The following is a 16,128-nucleotide window of genomic DNA, read 5'->3' as shown; positions in this document are numbered from 1 at the left end:
AGCGTCAACCATTTATAGAGTCCGTAATATTCAATCTTGACATTCGCCAAGCCGGGAGGCCGGCGGAAAACAGGTTCAGCACGAGGCAGAACAGGAAGGCGGCGATAAAGACCGCCCCGTTAAACATCCCGGTGGAAAGCCCCGTCTTCCCCAGCGAGGTGACCAGCAACCAGTCCCTCAGCAACAACATGGCGCCGTACGACATCGCCAATCCCAGCAGTCCGCCGAGCAGGGTCAAGACCATGTTCTCGGACAGCACTTGCCAGAGGATGGTGCCTTGCGTAGCCCCGAAAGCCCGACGTACGCCAAGCTCGGCCATCCGGCGGCGCATCCTCGACAGGGTGATGCCCGATAGGTTCAAGGCCGGAACCAGCAGGAGGATGAAAAGGATGATGCCGTAACGGACGTAGAGGTAGAAGAGGTTCGCCCCGAACTCGCTACCGCCGCCGATCCATTCCTCGATCTGGGTGGAGGGCTGGTGAAGGATATCGGCCTTGACATCCCGGGTCTTGGCGTTGAACTCCTCGACCTTCCGCAACGCCTCGGTCCTCAACTCCTCCCTCGTGACACCCGGTTTCAGCAGGACGCAACAGCTATACGAGCCGTTGATACCCTCTTGGTATCCCCCGTCGTCCCGCACCGTGTAAGGGATCCAGACCTCCGCCCACGCTTTCGAGGCGAACCGGGATACATCCTTCACGACCCCGCAGATATTGTAGACGATGAAATCGAGCTTCATCTCCCGCCCCACGACTTGGTCCGTGCCGAAAAGGGCCAAGGCCACGCTCTCGCTGATCACGGCGTCGCGGATACCGCTCGTGAAAGCCGCCGGGCTGAAGGGGCCTCCTTGCAGGAAATCGAACTGGAAGATCTTCCAGAAGGCGGTATCCGTATAAGAGATGTAACTCGTCCGGTTCTTAAGCCCGTCCATGGACGAGGCGGTCAACGGCCTGTAGCGATCCATATTGATGGCGGTAACAGCCTCCGCCCCTTTCAGCGGATAGCAGCATTCCTTCACCAAGGGCAGTCCCAGCGACGAGTAGGAGATGCGCCGGTTATCATCCTTGCCATTGCTCATGACGGTCGTTATGTAGCAGGTGCGGCCACGGTTTACCTCCGGCTTGAAACTCGCCGTATTCACGACATACAGGATGACGATCACCATGATCATGCAAATGGCCAAGGCGGTACCGAGTATCGAGATCACGCTCAACAGCTTGTTCTCCCCGATCATCCTCAACGCTTGTTTAATGTATTGCTTTATCATAAACCTTTGTATTATAAATTATCTATTATCCGACCTAAACAGCGATTGTTCGTTATCATCCGACTTTGTGCCCCTACGGAGGCAAATAACGTGCCAAAAACGTAACCACCTGATTCCTAACATCACCCCGTAAAAAAAGCTGTCCGATAACGAACACTTGATTCGTTATCGGACAGCGATTATGGACAGTTTCAGATTTTATAATTCCCAACGTAAGGATCTCAGCAGTTCATCGATCTCGGCTGCCGAAATGGAGTCACGGTCGGCCTTATCGTAGATCGTGAGGAGAATAACCGTACCCTCATTATCTGCGCAGACAATGGCCTCCGTGCAAGTAATCACTCTCGCCCCATGGCTCTTTCCTTTTCCTTTGGAGGCGATGGCCATGCGTACCTTGCGAACGCCTTTGCCTAAGCTCGTCCCTTGATCGGGGTTCTCGCTCAAAGACTTACCCAAAGCCGATAAATCAGCCTTCAATGAGCTATACTTCTTACAGAGACGTTTGAACTCTTTATCGAAGTCTTGATGGGTTTTTATCCTATACCTCATTGAGCAACTCACTTAAGTCTCTAAACTTATGCCCCACATCCTTGCCCTCACGCAAATCCTTCACGTCTTGCAGGGCATTCCTTAGCCCCGCCAAGATCTCCTCCTTGGTAGGCTCCACGTAATCGTCTGCCGGCTTCTCTACCGGGGTTGCCTTACCGAAGGCAGCCATCTTCATACGGCGGACACTGTCGAGGGCCTTCTTGATCAACTGTTCATCCTCCAAAGACATCACCTCTTGCAGTAACGACATTTTTAATTCTATAGCTGTCATAAGCTTGCTCCTTTCTCATTAATAAATTGACAGACGCAAAGATAGACAATTTATTCGTAATGCAACGCCTCCGCCGGAGCCATCTTTACCGCCTTGCGGACAGGGAACCAGATTCCCATGCAGATCATGCCGGCCATCAGGAGGTAGGAGACGCTGAGGGTTACTAGAAAGCGGAGGATGGAGAGGGGCTCGCGGTAGGAATCCAGCTTATCCAAAAAGGCCATATTGAAGACGAAGACCAGTAGGATCGGAACAGTGATCGCCAAGAGACCCAGACCTTCCAGATACATGTACTCGCCCAGCCTGCCCCGGCTGGAACCGATCGCCATGCGGAGACCGATCTCGCTACGCCGCCGCTCGGTACGCAACCAGAACGTGCCTACGATACCGAAGAATACGTTCACGAGCAGGAAGGCCATCATGGAGAGTTTCTTGCTGTTCTCGTTCTTGGTAAACCGGAGTTGGTCATCACGCTGGTCGGCAAGGAGGGTGACACCGTGGACGAAGGTGTTATTTACCGTCATCCGATCCGCTGTTTTCTCCAAGAAAGCGTACATCTCATCCTCGGTCATCGGGCGTTTCGTACGTACCGATAGTTCAGCGCTCCTTACGCCGAAATTCTTCACGAACTCCCGCAAGGACTCACCTTTCAATATCGTGAAAGCGCAGTTCTCCGGACGGTCGAAGTCATTGCTACGGAAGGTAGGAAGGACAGCGGCGATCGTGAAAGGCTCGGAAAGGTCGTCATTCTCCGAGATCTGCCGGCCTATGGCGGACTGCCCCCCGAAGAAGAAATCCTCCGCCTCCGCCGTCACGACGAGCGGGCGGTAAGCGTTCTCCACCAGCGGGGTGATGGCACGGCCCTCCTTATCCTTCATACGGAATACATCGAAATAAGAAGGAGATACTTTCAGCTTGTGGTAGTTCTGTCCTACCGCCTTCGAGGTATCAGCGCCCAAGGGAAGGAGCGTACCCCACGAACTTCCGTTTGAATAAGGCATGGACCAATACGTAACACATACTTCCTCGACCTCCTGCTCTTGGCGGATACGTTCCATAAGCTTCAACAAATCCTGTGTCGCGTTCGAGTCGTAAAGTGAGTCGGGCACATAACCCGGGGCGTTCGACGAGAGCGTGGAAAGCTTGAAACGCCACGTATTCGAGATATCATATCCCATCGGGGCGTTATAGCAGCGCACATCCACCCATAACTTATCCATCATAAACCAAAGGGCGCACATCACGATAACCAACTCGCCCAGTATCCAGCCGTTGCTCTTGCGCTGGGCCCATATTATTTTAAATATATGCTTAATCATAATTTGATAGTTGATAGTTGATAGTTGATAGTTGACAATTGACAACTCATTGTTCATTATTCATTGGATTCACTCATTCCCCTTTAACGCTTCTACGATCGGTTGCCGTGTCGTACGCCATGCCGGTATCCCGGCGCTTAATATATTCAGCAAGAACGTAAAGATAAGGGCGGAGATAAATAAGCCCGGTTTAATAAGCATAGGCGCCGTAAGGCTCACGTTCTCGCTCAACATGAAAGGCTTCCCTACCACCAGCAACACCATCGAGAGACCGATACCGATCACGCCACCGATCAAGGTCAGCACAAAGTTCTCCGATAAGATCTGCATCAAAAGATTCTGCCCCGTAGCCCCGAAAGCCTTACGTAAACCGATCTCTTCTTTCCGCTTCTGCACGGACGATTGGATCACGCCCGTTAAGTTCAGCGCCGGGACCAAGAGCAAAAAGAATAGGAAAGCGCCCGATCCGGCCAAGAAGGTAGGCCAGTCCACCTTTTGAAAAGCGCCGCTTCCCATGGCCGTATCCAACTGGGAAAGTAGCCCGGAAGGGAAACCTACGTTATAATCGGTCTTGCTGTCATTGTAGCGACGGACCTGTTGGTCTAGCTCCGAGCGTATGGCATCGAAGTCGGAAGAGGAACGAGCCAATAAGGCCACGCTGAAATAACCGGCCATATTCTCCCCATACTCCCCATTTACACGGGTCAGGGCCTCATTGCTGCTATAGGGTATCCATACCTGAGCGTAGGAGCTCATCAATGAAGAAGGTACGTCACGCACCACACCGCAGACGGTGAAAGTGATAAAATCCATCACGACCTGCCGCCCGACGGCCTGTCCCGTTCCGAACAAATCGGTCGCCACTTGTTCCGACAGCACCATCTTCGGTATACCGGATTGAAAATCAGCCTCGCTAAAGGGGCCCCCTTCCAAGAAAGGATGGTCGAATATTTTCCAATGGCCCGCGTCCGTATAACAAATCTCATACTCCTTGAAGAGCCGTCTATTGGGTAATGACAAGGAATGGCTATCACTACAATAGCCGGATACGGCCTCTGGTTTCCGCAAGGTATAGAAACATTCCTTCACGACCTCGCTGGACATGCCTCCACGGTTATACTCCGGGCCATTGGGATTTTTCGTACCGACTTCCGTACCCCAGACATACATAAATCTAGACCGATTGGACTCAGGGGCATATCCCGTGGATTTAATCTGGAACACCAATACCATCACCAACACCATGGCGATCGCAAGGGCCGTTCCCGAAATAGAGATTACGCTTACGAGCGTATTTTCACGCAGCATTTGAACCGCTTGTTTGATGTACTGCTTATACATAAATCTAATCGTTTGTTATTATTCTACATATTATTCGTAATGCAACGCCTCCGCCGGGACCATTCGGGTAACCTTGCGCACAGGCAACCAGATACCGAGGCAGATCATGCCGCTCATCATTAAATAAGTTATACCGAAAGAGATAGCGAAACGCCCCGTCGTAAACGGCAGGCGATAGGTATCTATAGCATCCGTCGCCACCATATTGATAGCGAAGAGGGCGATAAACGGAAGGGTTAACGCCAATAGGCAAAGACCTTCCAGATACAGATACCGCCGTAACGTGCCATCGTAAGCACCCAGCGCCATCCTCAAGCCGATCTCTCCCCGGCGGTTCTGCGCACGGAGCCAGAACGTACCGATAATGCCGAAAAAGACGTTTACCAGCATGAAGGCCATCAAGGAGAACTTATTGCTCATCTCACGCCCCTTGCCATCCAGATGAATATCCCGGAACTCCCTGATATTGCTGATGCCATAGACAAATAGATTGTCCGCCGCCAACCGGTCTCCCATCTCATTCAGAAAACGATTCATGTCGTCCCGTGTATAGTTTCTTTTCATCCGGACGCAAAGCTCCGCATTCCGGGCTCCAAACTGATTGACAGTCTCGTTAAACAATTCCCCCTCAAGGCTCTGGAAAAAACATGGCTCCGCAGATTTATACTCGTCGGTCCGGATAGAGGTTGATACGGAGGCGACCGTAAAGGTATTATCCAATTTACTATGCCTCACCTTCCTTCCACGAGCCAGCCGGCCATGATAAAACACGTCTGCCATCTCCTTGGACAAGACCAAGGCGTTATGTATCCCGGCGATCTCGTCCGCTACAGGTTTCCCCTCCGGAGTCTTGATCCGGAAAAGCTTGAAATATTCCGGGGTGACATTCCGGATCTGGAAATTCTCCCCGGATGTTAAGCTCGTGTCACCATCCAGAGGCTCTATCTCCCTCCAAGAATTTCCCATCGAGTAGGGACAGGAGTAATAAGTAGCGCAAACTTCCTCCACCTCGGACCATTGGCGTATTTGCGACATCAAGCGGGTCAGCTTCTCCGGCTCGGATAGCCCGGGAAGCGAATCCGAAGGGTTCCGTTCCTGCTCGCTTAACTTGAAACGCCATACGTTCGTGATATCGAATCCGAGGGGAGAGTAATAGGTTCGCGTGTCCACATAAAACATATCGACCATCAGCCAGAACACACCGGCCACCACCAACAACTCCGCGAATATCCAACCGTTACTTCGGCGCTGGTTCCATATTATACTTAGTATATGCTTGATCATATCATTCCTTTTCAGTAGTTATTTTTCACACGTTCGCATCCTTCAACGATTCCACGATCCGCTCCCTCGCTATCCGGAATGCGGGTAATCCCGAGCTTAGTACATTCAATACCAACGTAAAGAACAGGGCCGCCACAAACAACAAGGGCTGGAAAAGCATGCCAAAAGTTATCACCGTATCTTTTGTCAGCAAGAACGACCGGCCTACATAGAGCAATACGACCGACAAACCTACCCCCAAAACACCTCCTATCAACGTAATGATCAGGTTCTCGCAAACAACCTGCGTAAACAGACGTTCACCGGTAGCCCCAAAAGCCTTGCGAAGCCCCATCTCCGGCCGCCTTTTCTGTACGGCGGATTGTACGATCCCTGTCAGGTTCAAGGTCGGTACCAGCAGCAGGAACAGAAGCACCCAGCCAGTTGTCTTCAGGTATTCGCCCCAACCTACCCGGTTATAGCCATACCGACTACCGGAACCTAAGGCCAGTTCCAGATGGGTGAAAGGCTTGGGAATCGTCAAGATGAAATCCGCTTTGCCGGCGTTGTAGCGGGCTACCCCTTGCTGGATCTCCGCATATATGGAATCGATGTCCGAGAGCTTATGCGCCAAGATCTCCGCCCCGAAAGGGCCACACATCCCGTCGCAACCTCCGCTATTGGTGTACAGGGTATTCGCCGTATAAGGCATCCATACATCGGCGAATGCCTCGCTGGCCGCTTTCGACGGGCGCTTTACCACTCCCGCGATCGTGCAAGGCATCACGTTATTTACCAAGATATCACGACCGACCACGTCTTGGGTACCGAACAGGATACCCGCCAACTTATCGGAAATAACCACGTGAGGCAGACCGGAATTGAAATCGGCCTCCGTAAAAGGCTTGCCGGAAAGGAACTTGAAGTCAAATACTTTCCAAAAGGCGGGATCGGTATAATAGACAGTATATTCCTCGAACAATCGTTTACCCGGAATGGAGATAACGTGGCTATTCTGTGCCGTCACGGTTACGGCCTCGGGCTTTTTCAGCGTATAGAGGCATTCACGTATCGTCTCGGCGGAAAGGCCCGTATTGTTATTCTCGCTCCCATCCTTCGATTTAGTGTTCACGGAGTAGATATAAAGCATCCGGTCTCGCTTCGATACGGGGCTATAACCTACCAGCTTGATTTGGAATTGCAACACGACAACCAAGATCATGGCCACCGACAGCATCGTACCCAAGATAGAAACCACGCTTGTAAGACGATTCTCTCTCAGCGCATGGATGGCTTGTTTAAAGTATTGCTTGAACATCCTTTATTTCAATTTCAGTTTATTCTTTTCCTTGAAGCTTGTCATATCGGAAACGACTACCTCGTCGCCCGGTTCCAAGCCACCTACTACTTCTACATACTCAAAGTTGCTGTCTCCCAGCTGTACCTTCCGCTTGATCAATTGGTCTCCGTTGACAACAAACAACTCATACTCTCCTTTCCCGACGTAGAACGAGGCGTTGGAAATACGCAGCACATCGTCCTTGATGGCATTCATCACGTATACATCGGTCTTCAAACCGGAGCGCAAGCGGCGATGATTATCCTCCTCCAACTGTACCGTGAAAGAGATTACACCGTTCTTCGATAAGGGGGTAACATCGCTAACCACCCCATCCAGTTTATCGTTGCCGATCTTTACGACGGCTTTGCTACCGGCGGCGATCCGGTCACCATAGGTATCGGCGATCTCCCCCTCTATCTTGAAATGGGACAAGTCGGAGACGATAGCGACACGACTGCCTTGAGAGACTTGGGCACCTACCTCGTTGTTCACGTAGGTCAGGATCGCCTTGCGGGGAGAGCGTATCTGGGCGTCTTCCAAGGTACGCTTCGTCTCGGCTAGGCTCTTTCGGAAGATGTTCAGGTCGAGTTCTTTCACTTTATAATCGGCATCCGTCAAGGATTTCTCGTTCTCATATTTTTGCTCATCCTCTTTCAGTTTCAAGACGCTAACGTTATAGTCCAGTTCCACTTGACGGACCTTATCGGTCGTTCCGGCGCCTAGGCTATCCAGATAACGCTCGTTGCGCAACTCCACTTCCTTTCGGTTCAGTTCCATGCGAGAGACTTTCAATTGCATCTCCATCTCGGAAAGCTTATTGCGGTTTTGGATACGGAGTTGATCCAATTGGAGGCGTTTCATTTGCTCCTCGTCCAATTGTTTCTTATAATCCGTCTCGGCGCTTAGCAAGTCCAGTTTCAAGATCGGAGTACCTACATCCACGGAATCGCCTCCCTTTTTATAAATCTCGACGATACGGGAGTTGATCGGTGAGTTGATGATTTCCTCGAAAGCAGGTACCACCTTGCCGGATGCGCTAACGGAAACCTCGATCACTCCTTTATCTACCGTTGAAAAAACCAAGTCCTTCCGTTGCAGGCTGGTTTGCATAAAACCGATCACCCCGCCAATCAAGACAACGGCAATACCGATCCCCGCCCCCAGCTTTATAAACTGTTTACGCTGCTCCTTCTGCCGAACCTCTTTTGATATCTCTCTGTCCATATTTCGTTTGTTTTTATTTTCCACCCTCCAAAGAGCAAACCCCGTGCCAAAAACGTAAGTGATTGATTTATTGAAGAAATAAAACAAAAGAGATGTCCGATATCGAACACTGTGTCCGCTTTTGTACGAAAACAAAGACATCAGCAATGGGAATCTACAGATATTCAATCATAATTAACATATAAATACTTGATTATCTTTACAAAAAGGACTATTTTTGGAAAAATCCATAATCAAGGAATACCAATCTTATATTATTTACCCTAAATTCTAAAGAGAGATGAAAAAAACAGTAACTTTCGTCTGGAGCATTTTCCTCCTCGTGTTTATATCGATAGATATGAACGCACAATCAATAAAAAGTTGGGATTACCCCATAAAACCAGGAACGGAGGCTTGGCAAGCATTATCCACACATGAGGATATGCTGAAAGCCTGCCAAATTCCGGCAGAGATATTAAAAACGGTATCAACAGAAGAGCTTATAGAACTTTGCCTTGCTTACCCATTATTAGGCGACATATTCGCTTACAATGGAATACAGGAAGGCATTAGCAAGGTTTCCGCACGTTTTAACGGGTTACAAGAGTTATTCAAAAGGAAAGACAATGCTTCTTTGCTATTTGAGAAGATGAAAAAACAAGAATTACTGAAAGCAGGAGTGTTGACTTCCATAGAAATAGGTAATGAAATTAGTCGGCAAATGGTAATCGAGGCTCTTCTGTCTAATGAGACGATATTATCTAATACAAATAATCTTTTACAGCAAGAGATCTCCTCCGAAGCCGTAAAGAGACTCCTTTACAAACAAAACAACCCGGATATTTATGGACAATATGGTCTAAAAACCGTAGTCTATCTCCTAGGTCGAAGTCTAGAACGGATAGACAACAAGACCATTACGCCCAAATTTAAACAATTCACCATCGATGAAAAGCTAACGGGCAGTAATGTAATCGAAGAGTTATTAAAACAATACATTGTAACCTTTAATAAATTGAGATCATGAAAAAAGTATTATACTATTTAATAATCATGCTGGCATTCACGCTGAACGCATGTGACAATGAAATGGATAATATGCAAGGAGGTGATAAAGAAATCTTGACATCCAGTTCAGAAATTGTCATTAAAGACGGAAAGATAACATATCCTAAATGGTTGGTGAATGTAGTAGATTCTGTCGCTCACTCCCATGTCAAGGGAACAGACTATCCATACCCTTGGGTCTTTACTATTCAAGGAGATGGAAAAGAACACATTCTCGTTTTGGATGGGGTGAATTCTTGTGCTTCTTGCGGGCAATTACTATTCTTGCTTTCCGGAGAACGAATCGAAAAATTCCCCAATGAATGGATCACTATGGAGAATTTAAACATGATTTGGGAGCCGAATCTCAATGTTGAGACAAAAGCTCAAGGAGCAGCCGCTACTGTTTACACTCCTAACGGGACACTCGTTAATGACACTTACTACAGAAGTGAGGAATTATCAGCCTCACAAAAAGCGAGCCATGACCAATATTGTACAACAACCTATTCACAAGCAACTCTAATAAGTAGTTCAACAACCACTTACAATTGTCATGCCTATGCTTGGTATATGACAGAAGGCGGATCAGCAGTTTGGATGGGATGGACTATTAATCCCACAAACGTATATTGGTTAGATGGTAGTTATATATCAACAACAGGTGCCGCAACCAAAGTATCCTATCTTAGTGATAATCACTCTGCCGTAACGACATCTACGCCCAATATATTCATCTCCAAATGGGGGGAATACGCTCTTATGAGGCATCCCAAAGCTCATTGTCCCTTTGATGCATCAAGCTTAAAATATATGAAAAAAAATGATATGCCGACTGTTTATATAGGGAAGAGTCAAGAGGATTATAGTAGCGGCAGTTCCTCTATCAATGCGCCAGGGGGTAATGCCACGACGACTTTATATGCTTACACAAAGACAGGAACTCCGACCTCGTATAGCTGGAACGCTGAATTCTATGGAGAATGCGATAGATGGTACACTTATCCTTCCGGTAATCGATTAGATGTTAGTGTCTATCTAAACTCCCAACATTACGGTGGATCTCTTCGCATCACCTGCGCAATGTATAATGGAAGTTCTTTAATAGGCACAGCAACCTATTATTTGAACGTAAATCCGTAGCAATTATACAAGAACAAGGATCTCGTCGAAACAAGATCCTTGTTCTTGATTCAATATACTTAAATCGATTTCGCTCAAAACTTTTCCGATAGACCTGTTGTTCTATGCCCAAAACTTATAAACGCAAAATGTATGAACACAAGACTTATCCTATTCACATGTATAGCCGGTCTGACTCTCTTTTTCTCTGGCTGTAGCAAAAATGATGATGATCATCAAGGTATTATCCCTCTCCCCCCGGTAGAGAACGCTTTCCAAGAGAAATATCCCGATGCCAAGAACCCTGTTTTTGAGATCGAAGGTAACTATTATGTGGTAGATTTCAATAATGAAGGTTCCGAGACAACCGCTTGGTTCACGGATCAAGGCGTATGGATGATGGAAAAGATAGACATCTCTTTCGCCCAATTACCGGCAGCGGTATCCACCGCCTTCAAACAAGGCTTTTACTCAAATTGGACCGTGGATGACACGTACGCCATCAATCGCCTAAATATGGGAATCGTTTACAAGATCGAGGCAGAGCAGTCCAATAGCGAAGTAGACCTGTATTATTCACAGTATGGAAACCTGATCAAAGCCGTGGATGATGAGATCAATAATGACGCGCCGATCGTTATCCCGAAAGAGGTCAGCAACCTGATGGAGATCACTTTCGCCAACGCCGAGTTGCTGGATATCCAACAGAACAGCCTAGGTTACGAGCTGGATATGATCGATAACCAGATTTATAAAGTGGCGCAATTGAATAAGGATTACAGGTGGCAAAGTACCACATGGGCCATGTCCGAGCAAGAGGTTCCGCAGATCGTGATGCAAGGCTTCGAATCCTCCGCTTACGCTAGCGACAAGGTACAGTCAATATATACGTTATTGAATGCCAATGGCACCTTCTACCTATTCAAGGTTTCACATAACGGGCAGGACGAGACGATTACCTTTGATGTATTCGGGAATATCGTATAAAAAAGCCGCGCGATTCACAGCCGTCTCCGGACTTGAATCGCACGGTTTGCGTTATATGATAATCAAGCTTATTTACTGATCAATTCCAAGGTCGCCCCTTTTACTCCCGGCGCGGAAGCCTCGAAATAGATCGTTCCCGGTTCTTCGGCCGTCTGCACGATAGCGGTAAGTTGCCCGCTAAACAGTTTCATTTCCGGAAGATGGAAGAGTTCCAGACTGGCGCTATTTCCATTTGCCGCCGCACGGTAGGCTCCGGCACCACGAACCTTAAACTGGATCTGTCGGGTATCATCCGGACAAAGGTTCCCGTTCTTGTCTACGACTCTAACATTGATGAAAGAAAGGTCTTTTCCGTCAGCCGTCAATTGGTTACGATCGGCGGATAACTCAATATGATGCGGCTTCCCTGCGGTATGAACCTCCTCCTCGGCCACAGCGTTACCCTCCTTGTCATAAGCGACCACCTTCAAAGTTCCCGGCTCGTATTTGGTATCCATCCACATCAAACGATATCGTTTCTGGCGCTCGAAACTCTTTTGAGCCGCTTCGGTATAACTACTATCGATACCGATGCTTAGATCTTTCGTACGTTTCCCTTGGCTCTTTCCGTTGATAAACAATTCGGCGGAAGGATAATTGGTATAAACGAATACGGGTGTCACCTCGCCCTCACGTCCCGGCCATGTCCAATGCGGCAGGATATGCAATGTCTTGGCGCTTTTGTTCCAATGACTACGGTATAGATAGTAACGATCCTTGGGGATACCCGCCAAATCGATAATACCGAACAAGGAGCTATGGCTTGGCCAATTCGTATAATAAGGAGTAGGCTCGCCCAGATAATCAAATCCTGTCCATACGAATTCCCCGATACAATACGGAAGGTCCTCATGCTGGATAAAATCGTCTTCCGGCAGATTAGACCAGCTGCAATGCTCCACGTCGTACGAGGAACTTTGGTGATCCTCATAGACAGCCATCGCCTTACGCTCTACCGGGAATTTATACACCCCTCGTGAGCTAACCGTGGAGGCAGTCTCGCTTCCCAAGATTATCCCTTGGGGTAATTTCTGGTAATTCACCTGATACCGGAACGGACGATAATTAAATCCCGCCACATCCATTACCGCCGCCATATTATTATTCACGACGGCATCCGGGGCATCCATACCTTGCGTCACCGGACGAGTCGGGTCTTCCCGATGGCAGATATCCTGTAAGAACTTGGAGATCTTACAACCGCTCTCATCCCATTGGTTAGGCACCTCGTTACCGACGCACCACATCACGACGCTCGGGTTATTCCGGTAATGATGTACCAAATTCACGAGGTCTTTCTCCACCCATTCGTCGAAAATCAAATTATAGCCGTTCGCGCATTTCGCCTTGTTCCATTCGTCGAAGCTCTCTGCCATCAACATCATACCCATCTCATCGCAAGCCTTTACCAACTCGGGAGCCGGCATATTATGGGAAGTACGGATAGCGTTGCATCCCATGTCCTTCAAGATCCGGATCTGACGACGGATAGCGGCATCATTGACGGCAGCCCCTAACGGGCCTAAGTCATGGTGATTACAAACGCCTTTGAATACCGTCTTCTCACCATTCAAGAAAAAGCCTTTATTCGGAATGATCTCGATCGAACGGATACCGAACGGGGTCGTATAGAGATCTTTCAGTTGATCGCCCTCATAGAGACGAGTCTCCGCAGAATACAAGGCAGGCATATCCGGCGACCATAAAGTCGGGGTCTGGATGATAAACTCTTGGGAGAGGCTATTATCATTGTACTTAATCTGTGAGAGAGGCGTAGTCTGCTCCGTCAACTTTTGCCCGTTCGGATTCCATACACTGGTTTTCACGCTATACTTGCTGGCATCGGCCCCTTCCGGCAGTACGATTTTCGTCTGTACATTGACTTTCGCAAATTCCTTCGTGGCGGTCGGGGTCGTAATATAAGTTCCCCAGACCGGGATATAGGCGTTTTCCGTCACGATTACATGTACATTCCTATATAATCCCGCTCCCGGATACCAACGGGAGGATTCCGGCAAGTTCTCAAGGCGAACCGCCAAGGTGTTCTTTTTCCCCGGGATGAGCTGTTTCGTGATATCGAAATAGAAAGAATTATAGCCATACGGCCAATATCCAACCTCTTGCCCGTTCACGTAGACCTTGGCATGGCTCATCGCACCGTCGAACAGGATCGTGGCACGCTTCCCATCCGTAAATTGAGGAACCTCAAACTCGGTCCGGTACCAGCCAACTCCCACGAAAGGCAAACCTCCGGTTCGGCCGGCATGTTCCATGGCCTCCGTTTGTCCGTCTTGGGCGATAGCGACCTCTTGCTTATCATTCTGAGAGCTGAAAGGGCCGTAAATCGCCCAATCATGCGGAACGGTCACGGATTGCCACTTACTATCATTGAAAGTAGGATTGATAAACTCCGGGCGGTCTTCCCGGGTGAACTTCCAATTCTTTTCCAACAGGAACTCACTGCGTACTTGCGAGAAAAGCGCAGGGAAAAGGCAAAACAAACCGATCAAAATAGCGAAACTTGTTCTTTTCATTCGTTTTTTGTGTTTTTGTTATTCATAGCGGAACAAAAATAAGTATTTTTGTCTCCAATACAAACTAAATCAAAAGAATTGCACAGCATGTTGTTACAATTAGCTTTCGTTTTAATAGCCATTATTATAGGTGCCCGTATCGGTGGTATCGGATTAGGCGTGTTAGGAGGTCTCGGACTCGGTATACTCACCTTTGGATTCGGGCTCCAGCCCACTTCCCCTCCTATCGATGTCATGCTTATGATCGTTGCCGTAATAGCGGCAGCTAGTTGTATGCAAGCCGCTGGCGGACTTGATCTGATGGTTAAGTGGGCGGAGAAATTGCTTCGCAAGAATCCTCAACGAATCACGATATTAAGCCCGTTCGTCACCTATTTGTTTACCTTCATAGCCGGAACGGGGCATGTGGCTTATTCGGTCCTTCCGGTAATCGCCGAGGTCGCTACGGAAACGAAGATCCGTCCCGAACGTCCGATGGCGATCGCCGTGATCGCTTCCCAGCAGGCTATTACGGCCAGTCCGATATCGGCGGCTACGGTAGCCATGCTTAGTATGTTATCCGGATATCATATTTCCTTGATGAATATCCTTATGATATCTGTTCCTTGTACCTTATTGGGGGTATTGGCGGGAGCGATCTATTCTTTAAGGGTTGGTAAAGAATTGGATCAAGATCCGGAATACTTAAAGCGGGTAGCGAACCATGAGTTCAGCACGAAGCATTACGAGGCGAAAGGCGTTGAAAACCAAATGAAAGCGGCCTTATCGGTCTCTATATTTGTTCTCGCTACGATAGCGATCGTTATTTTTGGTTCTATGGAGTCCCTACGTCCGGTCTTTACCGTCGGCACGGAAAAGGTCTCGATGCAGATGTCACATATTATTGAGGTATTAATGTTGACAGCCTCCGCTTTCATCTTATTATTTACAAAAACAGATGGTATCAAGGCCGCACAGGGTTCCGTTTTTTCCGCAGGCATGCAAGCGGTGGTAGCGATCTTCGGTATCGCTTGGATGGGAGATACATTTATCGCCGGCAATATGACTGAATTAAAGGGATCTATCGAGCATATAGTTACACAGATGCCTTGGTTATTCGGATTGGCCCTTTTCGTAATGTCCATTTTATTATTTAGCCAAGCGGCTACCATTCGTGCGTTATTGCCGCTAGGGATCGCATTGGGAATCTCACCCTATATGTTGATCGCTTTATTCCCCGCCGTAAACGGTTATTTCTTCATCCCAAACTACCCGACAGTCGTAGCCGCCATCAACTTCGATCGTACAGGCACGACCCGCATCGGTAAATACATCTTGAACCATTCTTTCATGATGCCGGGATTGATAGCGACCGGGGTTTCTGTAGGATTGGGGTTACTATTCATTCAATTCATATAATAAGAAAGCAAAAATAGAGACGCAGCATACACGCTACGTCTCTACACCCCACACCATATATCATATTATATTACTTCAACAATTTTTCCTGAATCAACTGCTTTAACTCCAGTTTTCCCATCGTGCCGATCATCATCTCACGGGGGCCGTCTAGCGGGCAAAACATCAAAGTGGGAATCGTTCGGATATTAAAGGCTGTCTCGAGTGCCTCCTCTTGATCTACATCCACCTTATAAATATAAATCTTCCCATCAAATTCTTTGGCAAACTCATCCAATATAGGGCTTAAGCGTTTGCAATAACCGCACCAAGGAGCGTGAAAATCTATGAGGCAAGGACGACTTCCTATATATTTCCAATCTTTGGGATTCGCCTCAAAATCACCGACATTGGCGATAAAACCATCTTTCGTTAAATCGATCACTACCATACTTCTCTATATT

14 protein-coding genes are annotated in these 16,128 nt (G+C 48.1%); 4 read left to right on the top strand and 10 right to left on the bottom strand.

Annotation, left to right across the window (positions count from 1 at the left end):
- Positions 1-4: 4 nt before the first annotated feature.
- The 8 genes from NBH16_RS04965 to NBH16_RS04930 all read right to left on the bottom strand — a co-directional run bounded on the left by NBH16_RS04965 (position 5) and on the right by NBH16_RS04930 (position 8,576).
- A complete protein-coding gene (locus NBH16_RS04965) occupies positions 5-1,267 on the bottom strand; it encodes an ABC transporter permease (RefSeq protein WP_005864764.1) in 1,263 nt (420 codons plus the stop codon).
- 198 nt (positions 1,268-1,465) lie between these two features.
- On the bottom strand, positions 1,466-1,816 hold the full coding sequence (locus tag NBH16_RS04960; protein ID WP_057326923.1) for a hypothetical protein: 351 nt from the start codon (positions 1,814-1,816) through the stop codon (positions 1,466-1,468).
- Complete coding sequence (locus NBH16_RS04955) at positions 1,806-2,087, bottom strand: hypothetical protein (RefSeq protein WP_005864759.1); 282 nt, start codon at positions 2,085-2,087, stop codon at positions 1,806-1,808. The genes NBH16_RS04960 and NBH16_RS04955 overlap by 11 nt, the downstream gene beginning before the upstream one ends.
- Before the next feature lie 50 nt (positions 2,088-2,137).
- On the bottom strand, positions 2,138-3,406 hold the full coding sequence (locus NBH16_RS04950; protein ID WP_057326952.1) for an ABC transporter permease: 1,269 nt from the start codon (positions 3,404-3,406) through the stop codon (positions 2,138-2,140).
- A 69-nt stretch (positions 3,407-3,475) separates the two neighbouring features.
- On the bottom strand, positions 3,476-4,747 hold the full coding sequence (locus tag NBH16_RS04945; RefSeq protein ID WP_005864755.1) for an ABC transporter permease: 1,272 nt from the start codon (positions 4,745-4,747) through the stop codon (positions 3,476-3,478).
- A 30-nt stretch (positions 4,748-4,777) separates the two neighbouring features.
- Complete coding sequence (locus NBH16_RS04940) at positions 4,778-6,031, bottom strand: ABC transporter permease (protein ID WP_057326925.1); 1,254 nt, start codon at positions 6,029-6,031, stop codon at positions 4,778-4,780.
- Between the two features lie 25 nt (positions 6,032-6,056).
- Entirely contained in the window at positions 6,057-7,328 is a 1,272-nt protein-coding gene (locus NBH16_RS04935) for an ABC transporter permease (protein ID WP_005864750.1), read from the bottom strand.
- Positions 7,329-7,331: 3 nt separating this feature from the next.
- A complete protein-coding gene (locus tag NBH16_RS04930; protein WP_009275788.1) occupies positions 7,332-8,576 on the bottom strand; it encodes an efflux RND transporter periplasmic adaptor subunit in 1,245 nt (414 codons plus the stop codon).
- 280 nt (positions 8,577-8,856) lie between these two features.
- On the opposite strand from NBH16_RS04930, the gene NBH16_RS04925 reads away from it, so the two are divergent.
- The 3 genes from NBH16_RS04925 to NBH16_RS04915 all read left to right on the top strand — a co-directional run bounded on the left by NBH16_RS04925 (position 8,857) and on the right by NBH16_RS04915 (position 11,714).
- On the top strand, positions 8,857-9,585 hold the full coding sequence (locus NBH16_RS04925; RefSeq protein ID WP_005854650.1) for a hypothetical protein: 729 nt from the start codon (positions 8,857-8,859) through the stop codon (positions 9,583-9,585).
- Positions 9,582-10,748 (top strand): hypothetical protein, encoded by a 1,167-nt coding sequence (locus tag NBH16_RS04920; RefSeq protein WP_005854648.1) that lies wholly within the window; start codon positions 9,582-9,584, stop codon positions 10,746-10,748. The genes NBH16_RS04925 and NBH16_RS04920 overlap by 4 nt, the downstream gene beginning before the upstream one ends.
- A 132-nt stretch (positions 10,749-10,880) precedes the next feature.
- On the top strand, positions 10,881-11,714 hold the full coding sequence (locus NBH16_RS04915; RefSeq protein WP_122368833.1) for a PepSY-like domain-containing protein: 834 nt from the start codon (positions 10,881-10,883) through the stop codon (positions 11,712-11,714).
- A gap of 68 nt (positions 11,715-11,782) precedes the next feature.
- Here the strand turns inward: NBH16_RS04915 and galB are convergent, their stop codons facing one another.
- Positions 11,783-14,287, bottom strand: a complete 2,505-nt coding sequence (gene galB / locus NBH16_RS04910; protein ID WP_036613125.1) for a beta-galactosidase GalB — start codon at positions 14,285-14,287, stop codon at positions 11,783-11,785.
- An 87-nt stretch (positions 14,288-14,374) separates the two neighbouring features.
- Here galB and NBH16_RS04905 point away from each other — a divergent pair, with 87 nt between their 5' ends.
- Complete coding sequence (locus NBH16_RS04905) at positions 14,375-15,685, top strand: anaerobic C4-dicarboxylate transporter family protein (RefSeq protein WP_008773446.1); 1,311 nt, start codon at positions 14,375-14,377, stop codon at positions 15,683-15,685.
- A gap of 70 nt (positions 15,686-15,755) precedes the next feature.
- Here the strand turns inward: NBH16_RS04905 and NBH16_RS04900 are convergent, their stop codons facing one another.
- On the bottom strand, positions 15,756-16,115 hold the full coding sequence (locus NBH16_RS04900) for a thioredoxin domain-containing protein (RefSeq protein ID WP_005854641.1): 360 nt from the start codon (positions 16,113-16,115) through the stop codon (positions 15,756-15,758).
- Positions 16,116-16,128: the final 13 nt, after the last annotated feature.

The sequence above is a fragment of the Parabacteroides sp. Y3-G-102 genome (assembly GCF_023656845.1).
In the GTDB taxonomy this organism is placed as follows: Bacteria; Bacteroidota; Bacteroidia; order Bacteroidales; family Tannerellaceae; genus Parabacteroides; species Parabacteroides distasonis.
Note: the sequence above shows the minus strand (reverse complement) of the source record. Positions and strands in the feature narration are given on the sequence as shown.